This is a genomic window from Streptomyces sp. enrichment culture, from assembly GCF_964272855.1.
Taxonomy (GTDB): Bacteria; Actinomycetota; Actinomycetes; order Streptomycetales; family Streptomycetaceae; genus Streptomyces.
The window spans coordinates 4,319,185-4,332,758 of the sequence record NZ_OZ186847.1; the positions used below are offsets into that span (position 1 = coordinate 4,319,185).

16 protein-coding genes and 1 pseudogene are annotated in these 13,574 nt (G+C 69.8%); 8 read left to right on the forward strand and 9 right to left on the reverse strand.

Annotated features, from left to right (window positions below; translation table 11 throughout):
* Nucleotides 1-22: 22 nt before the first annotated feature.
* Both ACSU6L_RS18710 and ACSU6L_RS18715 read right to left on the reverse strand, forming a co-directional pair.
* Nucleotides 23-475, reverse strand: a complete 453-nt coding sequence (locus ACSU6L_RS18710) for an N-acetyltransferase family protein (RefSeq protein WP_437058255.1) — start codon at nt 473-475, stop codon at nt 23-25.
* A 9-nt stretch (nt 476-484) separates the two neighbouring features.
* A complete protein-coding gene (locus tag ACSU6L_RS18715) occupies nt 485-943 on the reverse strand; it encodes a MarR family winged helix-turn-helix transcriptional regulator (RefSeq protein WP_437058257.1) in 459 nt (152 codons plus the stop codon).
* 143 nt (nt 944-1,086) lie between these two features.
* Between ACSU6L_RS18715 and ACSU6L_RS18720 the strand changes: the two genes are divergently transcribed.
* Both ACSU6L_RS18720 and ACSU6L_RS18725 read left to right on the forward strand, forming a co-directional pair.
* Nucleotides 1,087-2,295: an MFS transporter gene (locus ACSU6L_RS18720; protein WP_437058258.1), complete on the forward strand. Its 1,209-nt coding sequence runs from the start codon at nt 1,087-1,089 to the stop codon at nt 2,293-2,295.
* Nucleotides 2,296-2,440: 145 nt separating this feature from the next.
* Complete coding sequence (locus ACSU6L_RS18725) at nt 2,441-2,863, forward strand: GlcG/HbpS family heme-binding protein (RefSeq protein ID WP_073944749.1); 423 nt, start codon at nt 2,441-2,443, stop codon at nt 2,861-2,863.
* Nucleotides 2,864-2,925: 62 nt separating this feature from the next.
* Here ACSU6L_RS18725 and ACSU6L_RS18730 read toward each other — a convergent pair whose 3' ends face one another.
* Nucleotides 2,926-3,792 (reverse strand): GNAT family N-acetyltransferase, encoded by an 867-nt coding sequence (locus tag ACSU6L_RS18730; RefSeq protein WP_437058261.1) that lies wholly within the window; start codon nt 3,790-3,792, stop codon nt 2,926-2,928.
* A gap of 210 nt (nt 3,793-4,002) precedes the next feature.
* Here ACSU6L_RS18730 and ACSU6L_RS18735 point away from each other — a divergent pair, with 210 nt between their 5' ends.
* Together ACSU6L_RS18735 and ACSU6L_RS18740 are read left to right on the forward strand one after the other, a co-directional pair.
* On the forward strand, nt 4,003-4,635 hold the full coding sequence (locus ACSU6L_RS18735; RefSeq protein ID WP_437058263.1) for an HAD family hydrolase: 633 nt from the start codon (nt 4,003-4,005) through the stop codon (nt 4,633-4,635).
* A 310-nt stretch (nt 4,636-4,945) separates the two neighbouring features.
* Nucleotides 4,946-5,791 (forward strand): annotated as a pseudogene (locus ACSU6L_RS18740) (globin domain-containing protein); the annotation flags it as partial.
* A 32-nt stretch (nt 5,792-5,823) separates the two neighbouring features.
* On the opposite strand, the gene ACSU6L_RS18745 reads toward ACSU6L_RS18740, so the two are convergent.
* The 5 genes from ACSU6L_RS18745 to ACSU6L_RS18765 all read right to left on the reverse strand — a co-directional run bounded on the left by ACSU6L_RS18745 (nt 5,824) and on the right by ACSU6L_RS18765 (nt 9,524).
* A complete protein-coding gene (locus tag ACSU6L_RS18745; RefSeq protein ID WP_437058265.1) occupies nt 5,824-6,306 on the reverse strand; it encodes an NUDIX domain-containing protein in 483 nt (160 codons plus the stop codon).
* Between the two features lie 100 nt (nt 6,307-6,406).
* The gene (locus tag ACSU6L_RS18750) at nt 6,407-7,312 is read right to left on the reverse strand and encodes a LysR family transcriptional regulator (RefSeq protein ID WP_437058267.1); all 906 of its coding nucleotides are present in this window, start codon (nt 7,310-7,312) and stop codon (nt 6,407-6,409) included.
* Nucleotides 7,313-7,510: 198 nt separating this feature from the next.
* The gene (locus ACSU6L_RS18755; RefSeq protein WP_437058269.1) at nt 7,511-8,653 is read right to left on the reverse strand and encodes a cystathionine gamma-lyase; all 1,143 of its coding nucleotides are present in this window, start codon (nt 8,651-8,653) and stop codon (nt 7,511-7,513) included.
* On the reverse strand, nt 8,650-9,141 hold the full coding sequence (locus ACSU6L_RS18760; RefSeq protein WP_437058271.1) for a low molecular weight protein-tyrosine-phosphatase: 492 nt from the start codon (nt 9,139-9,141) through the stop codon (nt 8,650-8,652). The genes ACSU6L_RS18755 and ACSU6L_RS18760 overlap by 4 nt, the downstream gene beginning before the upstream one ends.
* A gap of 5 nt (nt 9,142-9,146) precedes the next feature.
* Complete coding sequence (locus ACSU6L_RS18765) at nt 9,147-9,524, reverse strand: phage holin family protein (protein ID WP_437058273.1); 378 nt, start codon at nt 9,522-9,524, stop codon at nt 9,147-9,149.
* A gap of 57 nt (nt 9,525-9,581) precedes the next feature.
* Between ACSU6L_RS18765 and ACSU6L_RS18770 the strand changes: the two genes are divergently transcribed.
* The 4 genes from ACSU6L_RS18770 to ACSU6L_RS18785 all read left to right on the forward strand — a co-directional run bounded on the left by ACSU6L_RS18770 (nt 9,582) and on the right by ACSU6L_RS18785 (nt 11,948).
* Entirely contained in the window at nt 9,582-9,899 is a 318-nt protein-coding gene (locus ACSU6L_RS18770; protein WP_437058275.1) for a cupin domain-containing protein, read from the forward strand.
* A gap of 126 nt (nt 9,900-10,025) precedes the next feature.
* Nucleotides 10,026-10,238 (forward strand): DUF5326 family protein, encoded by a 213-nt coding sequence (locus tag ACSU6L_RS18775; protein WP_437058276.1) that lies wholly within the window; start codon nt 10,026-10,028, stop codon nt 10,236-10,238.
* Nucleotides 10,239-10,443: 205 nt separating this feature from the next.
* The gene (locus tag ACSU6L_RS18780; RefSeq protein ID WP_437058278.1) at nt 10,444-11,412 is read left to right on the forward strand and encodes an IclR family transcriptional regulator; all 969 of its coding nucleotides are present in this window, start codon (nt 10,444-10,446) and stop codon (nt 11,410-11,412) included.
* A 98-nt stretch (nt 11,413-11,510) separates the two neighbouring features.
* Nucleotides 11,511-11,948 carry an SsgA family sporulation/cell division regulator gene (locus ACSU6L_RS18785; protein WP_073944760.1) on the forward strand — a complete coding sequence of 146 codons (438 nt, stop codon included), beginning with the start codon at nt 11,511-11,513 and terminating at the stop codon, nt 11,946-11,948.
* Between the two features lie 142 nt (nt 11,949-12,090).
* On the opposite strand, the gene ACSU6L_RS18790 is transcribed toward ACSU6L_RS18785, so the two are convergent.
* The gene (locus tag ACSU6L_RS18790) at nt 12,091-13,548 is read right to left on the reverse strand and encodes a YibE/F family protein (protein WP_437058281.1); all 1,458 of its coding nucleotides are present in this window, start codon (nt 13,546-13,548) and stop codon (nt 12,091-12,093) included.
* Nucleotides 13,549-13,574 lie beyond the last annotated feature (26 nt).

The window sequence follows — 13,574 nt, forward strand, 5'->3', positions numbered from 1 at the left end:
AGCCCCTTCTCCGTTCAGTCGTTCAGAGCTGCAGTTTGAAGCCCACGTGGGACGCCGTGAAGCCCAGCCGTTCGTAGAAGCGGTGCGCGTCCGCACGTGAGGCGTCGGACGTCAGCTGCACCAGCCGGCAGCCCTCGCTGCGGGACTTCTCGATGGCCCACTGGATGAGCTGGGTCCCCAGCCCGCTTCCGCGTTCCTCGGCGTGAACGCGGACGGCCTCGATGATCGACCTGATGGTGCCGCGCCGGGAGAGGCCCGGGATGATCGAGAGCTGCAGCGTGCCCACCACCCTTCCCTCTCGGACGGCCACCACCAGGTGCTGGTTCGGGTCGGCGGCGAGCCGGTCCAGCGCGGTCACGTACGGGGTCATGTCGTCCAGGGACTCGCGCTGGGCGCCCAGCGGGTCGTCCGCGAGCATGGCAACGATCGCGGGGACGTCCTCGGCGGCTGCGGCACGTATCTCAAGATCTCCCATGCCCGCACCCTATGCGGGCACGTTCAGCGACTCCACGACTCGCACCAAGGGGGCCAGCTCGGGGTTCTCGGCGGCTTCGTCCAGCGCCTCGCGCAGCGCGGCGTCATTGGTCGGCCGCGCTTCCTCCAGCAGCTTCAGGCCGGTCTCGGTGACGTTGGTGTAGATCCCGCGGCGGTCGGTGGGGCACAGATAGCGCTCCAGCAGACCGCGGTCCTCGAGCCGTGTGACCAGGCGTGTGGTGGCGCTCTGGCTGAGTACGACCGCGTCGGCGACCTGCTTCATCTGAAGATGCCCGCCCTCCCCGTCGTGCTGTCGGCTGAGCACGTTGAGCAGGGAGTACTCGCGCACGCTCAGTCCGTGCCCGGCCTGCAGGGCGCGCTCGATGTGCGCCTCGATACGGCCGTGGAGCAAGGAGAGGGCGCACCAGCCCTGGGTGAGGGCGGTGAGCGCGGGGTCCGTCGCTGTCATTGGCGTTTCCTCCGTCCCGGAGCGGCTGAATCCCAGGATAGAGCAGGCCCGCAAAAGCCTGCGATTGCATTTAACCCGCGTCTGCAACTATTGTGGACGCACGCAAAGCGCTCCTGCAATCTTCTGGGAAGGTGTACCCACCCATGCCTCTCGCGCTTCTGGCCCTCGCGATCGGGGCCTTCGGGATCGGAACGACCGAGTTCGTGATCATGGGCTTGCTGCCCGAGGTCGCGAGCGACTACGGGGTCTCCATCCCCACCGCCGGTTACCTGGTGACCGGCTACGCCCTCGGCGTGATGTTCGGCGCCCCGCTGATGACCGTGCTCGGCACCAAGGTCTCCCGCAAGCGGATGCTCATGCTGCTGATGGGCCTGTTCATCGTGGGCAACCTGCTGTCCGCCGTCGCCCCCGTCTTCGGTGTCATGCTGATCGGCCGGATCGTCGCCTCACTCGCCCACGGCGCCTTCTTCGGCATCGGCTCCGTCGTCGCCGCCGATCTGGTCGCCCCGGACAAGAAGGCCGGCGCCATCGCGATGATGTTCACCGGACTGACCGTCGCCAATGTCGTCGGCGTCCCCCTGGGCACCCTCGTCGGCCAGTCCGTCGGCTGGCGCGTCACCTTCGCCATCGTCGCCGCGCTCGGCGTCGTCGGCCTGGCGGGCATCGCCAAGCTCGTGCCCGACATGCCCAAGCAGGAGGGCGTGCACCTGCGCCACGAACTGGCCGCCTTCAAGAACATCCAGGTCCTGCTCGCCATGGCGATGACCGTCCTCGGCTTCGGCGGCGTCTTCGCGGCCATCACCTACATCGCGCCGATGATGACCCACGTCGCCGGCTTCGCCGACGGCTCCGTCACCTGGCTGCTGGTCCTCTTCGGCCTCGGCATGGTCGGCGGCAACCTCGTCGGCGGCAAGTTCGCCGACCGCGCGCTGATGCCCATGCTCTACGTCTCCCTGGGCGCCCTCGCCGTCGTGCTCGCGCTGTTCACGCTCACCGCGCACAACAAGATCCTCGCGGCCGTCACCATCGCCCTGATCGGTGCTCTGGGCTTCGCCACCGTCCCGCCGCTCCAGAAGCGCGTTCTCGACCAGGCGCACGGCGCCCCGACCCTGGCCTCCGCCGTGAACATCGGCGCCTTCAACCTGGGCAACGCCCTCTCCGCCTGGCTCGGCGGACTGGTGATCTCGGCCGGCCTCGGTTACACCGCCCCGAACTGGGTGGGCGCCCTGCTGGCCGCCGCCGCCCTGGTCCTGGCGTTCGTCTCCGCCGGCCTGGAGCGCCGTGACAACGCCTCCGCTGCCGTCTCGGCGTCCGAGCCCGTCGCGCCGCAGCCGGCCGCCGTCCACCACTGACCCGATCCGGGCGTCACGGGGCCAGGGCCGTCCCCGTGACGTCCACCGGGTCACCGTTACCAGACGCGGGCCGCACCCCGCAGGGCCAGGGCCGTCCCCGCGGCCGTCGGTCCGACAGCAACCCCTCACAAGGAGAAACCCCCTGATGAGCACCACCACCGCCGTCGCCCCCCTGACCACCCAGGACGCCGAGACCCTGGTCGCGGTGGCCTCCCGTGCCGCCGAGGCCGCCGGAGTCACCGTCAGCGTCACCGTCCTGGACGCCGGCGGCCATCTGCTGGCCTTCAGGCGGGACGACCGCGCCGTCCTGATCTCCGGGGAGACCAGCACCCGCAAGGCGTATACCGCCCTCCAGCTCAACACCGCCACCGCCGACGTCGTCGACGCGGTCAAGCCCGACGGGCCGTTCCACAGCCTCCCGACCGCGCTCAACCAGCCGCTGCTGTTCATCGCGGGTGGCGTGCCCGTGCACCGCGACGGCCGGCTGATCGGCGCGATCGGTGTCGGCGGCGGCGCGCCGGAGCAGGACCACACCTTCGCCACCACCGCCGTGGAAAGCCTCGCCTGACACCCCCCACAGAGAAGACGCCGGTTCCCGACGGGGACCGGCGTCTTCGGTGTCCGGATGCCTCAGCCCGCGGCCACCGTCAGCGGAGCGAAGCGCCGGCTCCAGTCGCCGGGCAGCTCCTCGATGCCATACGTCATCACCGCGTTGAAGGCGACGGACGCGAGCCCTCGCTCCTTGGCCCAGGACAGCAGTTCGTCGTGCCGTACGTCGATGTCGGTGCGCAGCGGCCGGTCGGTGTGGGCGGCGAGAGACGTGATGAGCGCCTTCGCGGTCTCCGTGTCCCGGGCGATCAGCGGGCCCACCACATGGGTGTCCATGTTCGGCCACGCGGCCGTGTAGCCGATGATCCGGCCGTCCTCCTCGGCGACCCGCAGCTGGTCGGCGAAGGCGGGCAGCCGCGTGATGATGTGCGTGCGGTCGGCGCCGAACACCTCCTCGTCGAGCCGCAGGATCGCCGGCAGGTCCTCCGCCGTGGCGGGCCGGGTCGCGATGCGGGGCGTCGGCCCACCCGGCAGGAAGCGGCCCCGCAGCATCTCGACCCGGCCGGTGACCTTGAAGCCGAGCTCTTCGTAGAGCGGGCGGCCGTATGGCGTGGCGTGCAGTGTGAGCGGGGTGGTGCCCATCGCGGAGACGATGTGGCGCATCAGCCGGCGTCCGATGCCCTGACGGGCGTGCCGGTCGGCGACCAGCACCATGCCGATGGCCGCGAGATCGGGCTGGTCGTGGGGGCCGTACTCGGTGACGGCACAGGCGCTGACGAGTCCGCCGTCGGGGTCGTCGATGCCGTACCCCTTCCCTGCGGTGAGGAGGAAGCCCCACTTGTGCTCCTCGCGTGGCCACCCCCGGTTCTCGGACAGGTCGGCGCAGGCGGTGAGATCGCGAAGCGTCAGGCGGCGGATGGGCAGAGCGGCGAGGGAAGGAGTGGGCACGCAGGTCAGGCTGTCCGACGGGTGCCCTCGGCGTCCAGCCGTTTCAGGTGAGACGTACGTCCTTTTGGCCATGTCGCGGCCCGGTGCACGGCACTGGAGGACGGGGACGAGGTGTTCCACGTGAAACATCGGCGAACGGTCGGCATAGCCCTGATGCGCCGGCGTCCGAGTGCCGTGGCCGGGGAACGAGCGCAGGTAGCCTCCAGGCCCATGGCGAGACTGCATCTCTTCGACCTGGACGGCACGTTGCTCCACGGAACCTCCGCACCGGTGGAGATCTCACGGCAACTCGGGCTGGAGGCGGAGACGGTGGCGCTCGACCGGGCGATCTCGGCCGGGGAGATGGACCCACCCGAGTACGCGCGGCGGGTCCACACGCTCTGGGCGAAGCTGACGGAGGCGCATGTGGCGGCCGCCTTCGACGGGGCCCCCTGGCTGGCCCGCATCCGGGACGTCTGGGCGGAGATCAGAGCGCGGGGCGACTACTGCGCCGTCGTCTCGCTGTCGCCCTCGTTCTTCGTGGAACGGCTCACGGGATGGGGAGCGCACGCGGCGCACGGCTCGCGCTTTCCCGCCGTGCCGTTCACCGAGCCCGTAGATCCGGCTGGGGTGCTCAGCGCGGCGGCCAAGGTGCTGATCGCGGACCGGCTGTGCCAGGAGTTCGGGGTGACGCGAGCGGACTGTGTCGCCTATGGGGACTCACTGTCGGACAAGGATCTGTTCGCTGCCGTACCGGTTTCCGTCGCGGTCAACGCGGACCGCCATCTGACCGGGATCGCCACCCACGCCTATGAGGGGAAGGATTTGTGGGATGCCTATGAACTGGTGCGCCTTGACCGGTAATTGAGGGAACCGCTGGTTCGCCCCAGGGCGGATCGGTGACGGTCGCAGGGGGTACTTGTGTGCGGTGCGGTGGCCGGTATGGTCGAGTCCGGTTCGCGCCCGTGAAGAGACGGAACGGGGTGGATGGGGCCGTATCGGACGCGGCAGCACGTGCGGGAAAGCAAGCCCTCCGTGGGGGAGGCAGGCACCTTCCATGGTGACGCGAGTGCGCAGACCGACCGAGAGATGTCGAGGCGAGGCACAGCATGGACGCTCCGGCCACCACGTCGGCCGACTACGGCACTTCCTACGGCGGGGGCGGCTGGTTCACCGCCACCCCGAGCTGAGGCCGCTCTTCCCGCCCGCGATGGACATTCAGCGGGACCGGCTGCTCAAGGCGCTCCTCACCGCCGCCGAGCACATCGACAACACCCCCGTGCTCGTCGACTACCTGCAGAACCTGGGCCGGGGGCACCGCAAGTACGGCACCCGTCCGGAGCACTATCCGGCCCTCGGGGAATGCCTGATCGGCGCGCTGAGCCGGTATGCCGACGCCGTCTGGGGCCCGGAGACGGAAGCGGCCTGGGTCCGGACGTACACGACGATCTTGCAGGTCATGATCGACGCAGCGGCCGCGGACGAACTGCGGGCTCCGGCATGGTGGTACGCCGAGGTGGTCTCACACGAGCCGGCGAGCTGGGTCTCCAACGCCCTTGTCCATCGCGCGCGGCCCGGCGACGTCCTCCGGCTCGGCCCGCCGACGGGCTCCATGACCGTCGATCACGGCACCGGCAGCGGACTGCTCTGTCTGGGCGGCGGCACCGGCATCGCCCCGATCAAGGCGCTCGTCGAGGAGGTCGCCGAGCACGGTGAGCGGCGGACGGTCGACGTCTTCTACGGCGCCCGCACCGACCAGGACCTGTACGACATCGACACGATGCTCCGACTCCAGCAGAGCCACCCCTGGCTCTCGGTCCGCGCGATCACCGACCAGCAGGCGCATCGCCGGCTCCCCGACGCCATCCGCGAGTACGGGCCGTGGAACGAGTACGACGCCTACCTCTCGGGCCCGCCCGGCATGATCCGCAGTGGTGTCGACGTCCTCCGGCACGCCGGCATCCCGTCGGACCGCATACGGCATGACTCGCTGGAGGAACTGGTCGCCGCGAACAGCTGAGGCCGAGCAGCCGATGTGGAGCAGCCGACGGTTCAGCCCAGGTCCGGCGCGTGCATGGCCCGTACGCCCTCGATGTTCCCGTCGAGGTAGTGCCGCAGCGACAGCGGCACGAGATGGACGGACGCGATGCCGACGCGGGTGAAGGGCACCCGCACGATCTCGTACTCGCCCGCGGGCTGGTCCACCTCCGGGCCGTGGCGCAGGGCCGGGTCCATGGACTCCAGTCGGCAGACGAAGAAGTGCTGCACCTTCACACCGGTCGCGCTGCTGTCCTCGCCGATGTGCTCGACGGTGTCCACGAAGCACGGCACCACATCGACGATCTTGGCGCCCAGCTCCTCGTACACCTCGCGGTGCAGGGCGTCGACGACGGTCGGGTCCTCGGGCTCGACACCGCCGCCGGGAGTGACCCAGTAAGGGTCCACGCCGGGCTTGGTGCGCTTGATCAGAATCAGGTCGTCACCGTCCAGCAGAACGGCGCGGGCGGTGCGCTTGACCACGGGTCGGACGGTCATGGGTGGAATGTGGCCCGGCTGGTTCCACGTGAAACATTGCGAAATGTGACCGATGGGGCTCATGGAGTAACGCTGCGGCCGTGGTCAGGGCCGACCGCGCTCAGCACCAGTGGGACGCCGCCCGCTGAAGCCACTCATGGGCCCGCGCGATGTGCGGCATCGCCAGCGTCCCGGTGCGGACCACCAGGAAATACGTGCGCAGCGGCGGCACCGCGGGTTCGTGCAGGGCGACGACGTCACCGCGCTCCAGCGCGGTCGTACACAGATAACGGGGCAGTACGGCGAGCCCGGCACCCGCGGCCGCGCATCCGAGCACCGCGCGCAGATCGGGGACGATCACCGTGCCGGAGGCGGTCGGACGGGAATCGAAGACGGAGGCCCAGTAACGGGAGACGAAAGGGAGCGACTCGTGCACCTCGACGACGGGCAGGTGCTCCAGGGCGGCCGCGTCCTTGAGGGGCAGCTCGCCGAGGCCGGCGCGTTCGGCCCAGCGGGGGGAAGCGACCAGGACGTGCTCCTCGTCGCAGAGGGGAGTCGCGGTGAGCAGGGCGCCGCGGGGCCGGGCGGGGCTGATGGCCAGATCGTGATGCCCGGCGGCCAGCCCTTCCAGGGTGTCCTCGGCGTTCCCGAAGGAGGTCCGCAGAGCGAACCCCTGGCCGTCGTCGCCGATCAGCTCCACCAGGGCGGGCAGGGCACGCTCGGCGGTGAACTCCGGCGGACCGGCCAGATGCAGGGTGCGTAACGAGGACTCGTCGTCGAGCCCCCGCTCGGCGATCTCCACCAGGGCGTCGAGGTGCGGCGCGGCCTTGTGCGCGAGTTCGTCGCCGATGGTCGTCGGGGTGACGCCCCGGGCCTGCCGCAGGAACAGCGGGCGGCCCAGCTGCCGCTCCAGGGTGCGGATCTGCGAGGTGACGGCGGGCTGGGACAGACCCAGCAGGGCGGCCGCGCGGGTGAAGGAACCGGCCCGGTGCACCGTCACAAAGGTGCGCAGCAAGGCCAGGTCCACGGCGATGTCCCCCTTCCCCTGCCCATCTCCCAGCCCCCGGACAGGGCCCAACTATAAATATGTCGATAGGTCGCTGTCGCTACTGTGATTGGACACTGACACACAGTCAACTAGCCTTGCTAGCGCGGTTCTTCGCGCGCGGAACCGAGGACGGTCCGAGCCACGAGGGGGGAGGCCCGGACCGTCCGTTCTACGTAGTCAGTCCGCCGACTCGTCCAGCGCGCGCAGCAGATCCGCCACCAGGTCCTCGGGGTCCTCGGCGCCCACCGACAGCCGGATGAAGCCCTCCGGCACCGCGTCACCACCCCAGCGACCGCGCCGCTCGGCCGTGGAGCGCACCCCGCCGAAGCTCGTCGCGTCGTCCACCAGCCGCAGCGCGTCGAGAAAACGGTCCGCACGCGCGCGTGAGGGCAGCGTGAAGGACACCACGCAGCCGAAGCCGCGCATCTGCTGCGCCGCCACCTTGTGGGACGGGTCGTCGGGAAGCCCCGGATAACGCAGCCCGTACACCTCGGGCCGCTGCCGCAGCGCCTCGGCGACCACCAGAGCGGTGGCGTTCTGCCGCTCCACGCGCAGCTGGAGCGTGGCGATCGAGCGGTGCGCCAGCCAGGCCTCCATCGGTCCCGGAATCGCCCCGACGATCTTGCGCCAGCGGCGTACGGCGGTCATGGGCTCGCCCGCGCGGCCGGTGACGTACCCCAGCAGAACGTCGCCGTGCCCGGTGAGTTGCTTGGTGCCGCTGGCCACGGCGAAGTCCGCGCCCAGCTCCAGCGGCCGCTGCCCGAGCGGGGTCGCGAGGGTGTTGTCCACGGCGACCAGTGCCCCGCGCGCGTGCGCCGCCTCGACGAGCCGGCGGATGTCGCAGACGTCCAGCCCGGGGTTGGACGGGCTCTCGATCCACAGCAGCTTCGCGCCGTCCAGGACGCCGAGCTGGGCGTCGCCGCCCGTCGGGGCGGTGCGCACCTCGATGCCGTACGCCTCCAGCTGCACCCGCACCAGCGGCAGCACCTGGTAGCCGTCGCTCGGCAGCACGACCGCGTCCCCGGCGCGCAGCTGGGAGAAGAGCACCGACGAGATGGCGGCCATGCCGGACGCGAAGACCAGCGTCTCCACGCCCTCCTCGCCGGGCGCCTCCAGCTCCCCGATCGCCGCTTCGAGGTGCGTCCAGGTCGGGTTCTCGTCGCGGCCGTAGGTGTACGGCCCGGTGGGCTCGCCCGGCAGATGGAAGTGCGCGGCGAACACCGGTCCCGGCAGGGTCGGCTCGTACTTGACCGGCTCGGGCAGCCCCGCCCGCACGGCGCGGGTGCCGTCACCGCCCGCGAAACGCTCCGAATCGTTCATGCCGTCTGCCCTTCCACGTGCTCACGGATCGCGGCGAGCAGCCCGGTGCTCGCCGCCTCCACCATCTCAAGGCACTCCTCGAAGCCGTCCAGGCCCCCGTAGTACGGGTCGGGGACGTCGAGATCGTCGCCTGCGGCGGGGTCGTAGGAGCGCAGCAGCCGGACCTTCCGGGCGTCCTCCTCGGTGGGCGCGAGGCGGCGCAGCGCCTTCGCGTGGCCGGCGTCCAGGGCCACGACGAGGTCGAGCCGGTCGAACCAGGCCGAATGGAACTGGCGTGCGGTGTGCTCGCTGTCGTACCCATGCTCCTCCAGTACGGCGACGGTGCGCGGGTCGGCCGCCTCGCCCTCGTGCCAACCGCCGGTGCCGGCACTGTCGACCTCGACGAGGCCGTCCAGCCCGGCCTCCTCGACGCGGGCGCGGAACACGGACTCGGCCATCGGGGAGCGGCAGATGTTGCCGGTGCAGACGAAGCAGAGGCGGTACGTCATGGTGCTCAGTCCTTGTCGGGCAGGACGACGTTGAGGGCCCAGGACACGATCGAGATGATCAGGCCGCCCAGGACGGCGGTCCAGAAGCCCTCGACGTGGAAGCCGATGTCCAGCTTGTCGGCCAGCCACGAGGTCAGCAGCAGCATCAGCGCGTTCACCACCAGGGTGAACAGGCCGAGCGTGAGGATCAGCAGCGGCAGGCTGAGAAGCTTCACGATCGGCTTGACCAGGAAATTCACCAGCCCGAAGATCAGCGCGACGATCAGCAGGGTGCCGACCTTCTTGCCGGTGCCGTCCCCGGTGAGGGTTATCTTGTCGAGCAGCCACACCGCGACCGCGAGGGCGCCCGCGTTGGCGATCGTCTTGACTAGGAAATTCATCATGTGTCTGATCGTGGCAGACGCGATCGGATACGAGCAGGGGTGCGAGGCGACGCAACGATGAAGGCATTCCGGCTGGACGAACTGGAGGCGGAGCGCGCCGCCAACGACGGGGCCTACCTTCAGTTCCTGCGGGAGCGGAACATGTCGGTCGGTCTGTACGCGCTGAACGCGGGGGAGCACGACGCGCAGAAGCCGCACGACCAGGACGAGGTGTACTTCGTGGTCAGCGGCCGTGCCTCGATCACCGTCGGCATGGAGACCACGCAGGTCGCGCGCGGCAGCGTGGTGTACGTCCCGGCCGGGGTGGCACACAAGTTCCACCACATCACCGAGGACCTCCGGGTGATGGTGGTGTTCTCTCCGCCCGAGAGCTGATCCGGCGCCCCCGGATTCCCTAGGGGACCGGTCAGGGGAGGACAAGGGATGCGAGGCCCCCGTCCGGCCTGGTCGCGGACCTAGCATCGAGGGCAGGACATCGCAGTTGAGAGAAAGGCTGGGGCGATGCGAGAGATCTTCGCGGGGCTGCCGTGGTGGGTCAAGTGGGTCGCGGTGCCGGTCATCGCCCTCGTCGTGTTCGGTGGTCTGATAGCCAACGTCGTCGGCTTCGTGATCGGTCTGCTGTTCAAGGTGCTGGTCTTCGTGGCGCTGGTCGGCGGTCTCATCTACGTCGTGCGGAAGTTCACCACGAACTCGTCCTCACGGGGCGACTGGTAAAGGAGTGGGTGACGGGGACCGGTAGCGAGACTGACCGGTTCCCTCGGGCGAGGGAAGTTTCCGGAGCACAGAGTCTGCGAGCCGTGGCGGACGGTTAGAGTCCGGAACCCCTCGCGGAGACGACACCGCGAGTGGCGTACACCCCCGTACAACCCGCCCGTGTCCCTCCGCACGGGCCGGCCACCTCGCGCTTCGGGAGTGACCCATGGCCACGGCTGACACCGCCCCCGCAGGACCCCACGCACCCCCCACCCGAGCCGCACTCTCCGCCGAGGCCCTCCGCGTCCGGCCACCGGCACAGCCCGCCCCACCGAGGTCGACACCGAGAAGCCCGGAGGAGGACCGGCGTACGGCCCTCTCGGTACCGGCCGCACCCACGCCGGCGGCCTCGGCGGCACCGCTGACGGCCTCCCCCGCACCGCAGCAGACCACCACCCTCATCGGATCCGTGCAGCGCGCGATGCGTCTCCTGGAGTGCGTCGCCGGGCACGAGTACGGTGCCCCCGCCAAGCAACTGGCCCGCGAGACCGGCCTGGCCCTCCCCACGACGTACCACCTGCTGCGCACCCTGGTGCACGAGGGCTATCTGCGCCGGGAGAAGGGACTGTTCTTCCTCGGTGAGGCGGCCGAGCGGCTGAGCAGCAGCGGAGCACAGGAGAAACGTCGCAGCACGGTCGCCGAGCTGCTCGCCCGCTGGCGGGATTCCATCGGCGTACCCGTGTACTACGCGATCTACCGGGACGGCGAGATCGAGGTCGTGTGCGTCTCGGACAGCCCCAGCAGTCCGGCGGTCGAGGAGTGGGCCGACTTCCGGGAGACCGGCCACGCGCACGCCATCGGCCAGTGCCTGCTCTCCCAGCTCCCCCCGTCCGCCCGCCGCGACCACCTCGACCGCTACCCGGTGCAGTCGATCACCCCGTACACGGTCCGTGACACCCACACCCTGCTGCAGCGGCTGGACCGGATCGGCCGGATGGAACCGGTGATCGAGCGACAGGAGTACGCGCTGGGGACGGTCTGTGCGGCGATTCCGATCACGGTGGGCACGACAGCGGCCACGATGGCCATCTCACTGCCATGTCATCAGGCCGACCGTCTGCTGCCCGCGGCACGGCAATTGCAGGCCGAGGTCGGGCGGCTTCTGGGGTCACTGGCGATCTCTATCAGTATCTGAAAACTCACTCCTTGTGATCTCTCGTGTACGTTCAGCAAGATGCCTCCAGTATTCAACGGTTGATTCCCGGCCAGTCGACGGCAAAGACGGGGTAGGCGATGCGCGAGTCCGTACAGGCAGAGGTCATGATGAGCTTCCTCGTTTCCGAGGAGCTCTCCTTCCGCATTCCGGTGGAACTGCGCTACGAGACCTGTGATCCCTATGCCGTGCGGCTCACCTTCCATTTGCCCGGTGACGCTCCGGTCACCTGGGCCTTCGGTCGTGAGCTGCTGATCGACGGAGTGGGCCGGCCGTGCGGCGAGGGCGATGTGCGGGTGTCGCCCGTGGAGCCCGATTCGCTGGGTGAGGTTCTGATCCGGCTTCAGGTCGGCGCCGACCAGGCGCTGTTCCGCTCCTCCGCGGCGCCGCTCGTCGCTTTTCTGGACCGCACCGACAAGCTGGTGCCGCTGGGGCAGGAAGGATCGCTCGCCGACTTCGACGCGCATCTCGACGAGGCGCTTGACCGGATCCTCGCGGAGGAGCAGAGCGCGGGTTGAGGCGTCGCGTACCACGAGTGGCGTAACGCTTCTTCTTTCCGTTTTGGCTTACCGGCGTATCGGAGGATGGGCGGACCGGTGCGGGTACGGGCGTGGCCCGGTGGCGCGGTTTCGCCTTGGTGTGCCCCCGCCCCCTACGCCCTCAGCGCTTGCGGCGCCGCCCTCGGCCGCCGCCGAGCGTCAGGGAAGCCCGGGTGCCCGTCGTCGCCGGTTCCGTGCCCGGCTTGTCAGCCGAGACCACCAGCGCGGCCAGGGCCGTGGTGACCGGTACGGAGGCCACCAGGCCGATCGAGCCCACCAGAGTGCGCACGATCTCCTCCGCGACCAGCTCGCTGTTGGCGACCGTCCCCACACTGCTCTGCGCGATCGAGAAGAGCAGCAGCAAGGGCAGCGCGGCACCCGCGTAGGCCAGGACGAGCGTGTTGACGACAGAGGCGATGTGGTCGCGGCCGATCCGGATGGCCGCGCGGTACAGGCCGCGCCAGCCCATCGTCGGGTTGGCCTCGTGCAGCTCCCACACCGCCGACGTCTGCGTGACGGTCACATCGTCCAGCACACCGAGCGAACCGATGATGATGCCCGCCAGCAGCAGACCGCTCATGTCGATCGACGGATACAGACCGTGGATCAGCCCGGTGTTGTCGTCCGTGTTGCCGGTGAGCGCGGCCCAGTCGATGAACACCGAGCCCAGAACGCCGATCAGCAGCAGCGAGATCAGGGTGCCGATCACCGCCACGGATGTACGAGCCGACAGCCCGTGGCAGAGGTAGAGGGCGATCAGCATGATGGCGCTCGCCCCGATGACCGCCACGAGCAGCGGGTTCGAGCCCTGGAGGATGGCCGGCAGGATGAAGAAGTTCAGCACCAGGAAGCTGATGGCCAGCGCGATCAGAGCCATGACGCCCCGCATCCGCCCGACGACCACGACGGCGAGGGCGAAGAGCCCGGCGAGCACCGTCATCGGCAGCCTGCGGTTCACATCGGCGACCGAGTACTGCAGGTCCTCGGGCGCCGAGGGCTCGTAGGCGACGATCACCTTCTGGTCCTCGTGCAGCTGGCGCGACTGGTCCGGCTGGACGATCTCGGTGAAGGTACGGCCCTTGTTCTCTCCGGTGTCGACCCGGATCGTCGCCTTCTTGCAGGTGCCGTCGGCCTGTTGCTGGGCGGAGGAACCCTCGGCGGTGGAGGTGTCGCCGGTCGGGGGCGGTGCCGAGGCGTTGACCGAATCGCAGCCCACCTCCACGACCTCGGTGACGGTGGCCTGCTCGGTCTGCCGGTCGAATCCGACCCCGGTCCGCTCGTGGGGTGGCGCGCCACCCGGCCACAGCACGGCCAGCCCGACCAGCACGGCGGTGGCGAACGGGATGAGTACCGCCGCGATCAGCTTGCGCAGGTGCTTGGAGACGGGCGCGGCGGGCCCATGTGCGTGCGAATGCCCATGACCATGGCCGTTCCCGTTCCCATGGCCGTTCCCGTTTCCGGCCCCGTGGCCGCCTCCCGCCCCGTGCCCGCCATTGGATCCCGCTCCACCACCGGCTCCGGCACCACCTCCGTGGGGAGGCTCGGACGGCGGGAACGGAGGATGCTGCGTCGTGGTCACCGACCGATCATCGCAAGTACGAACGG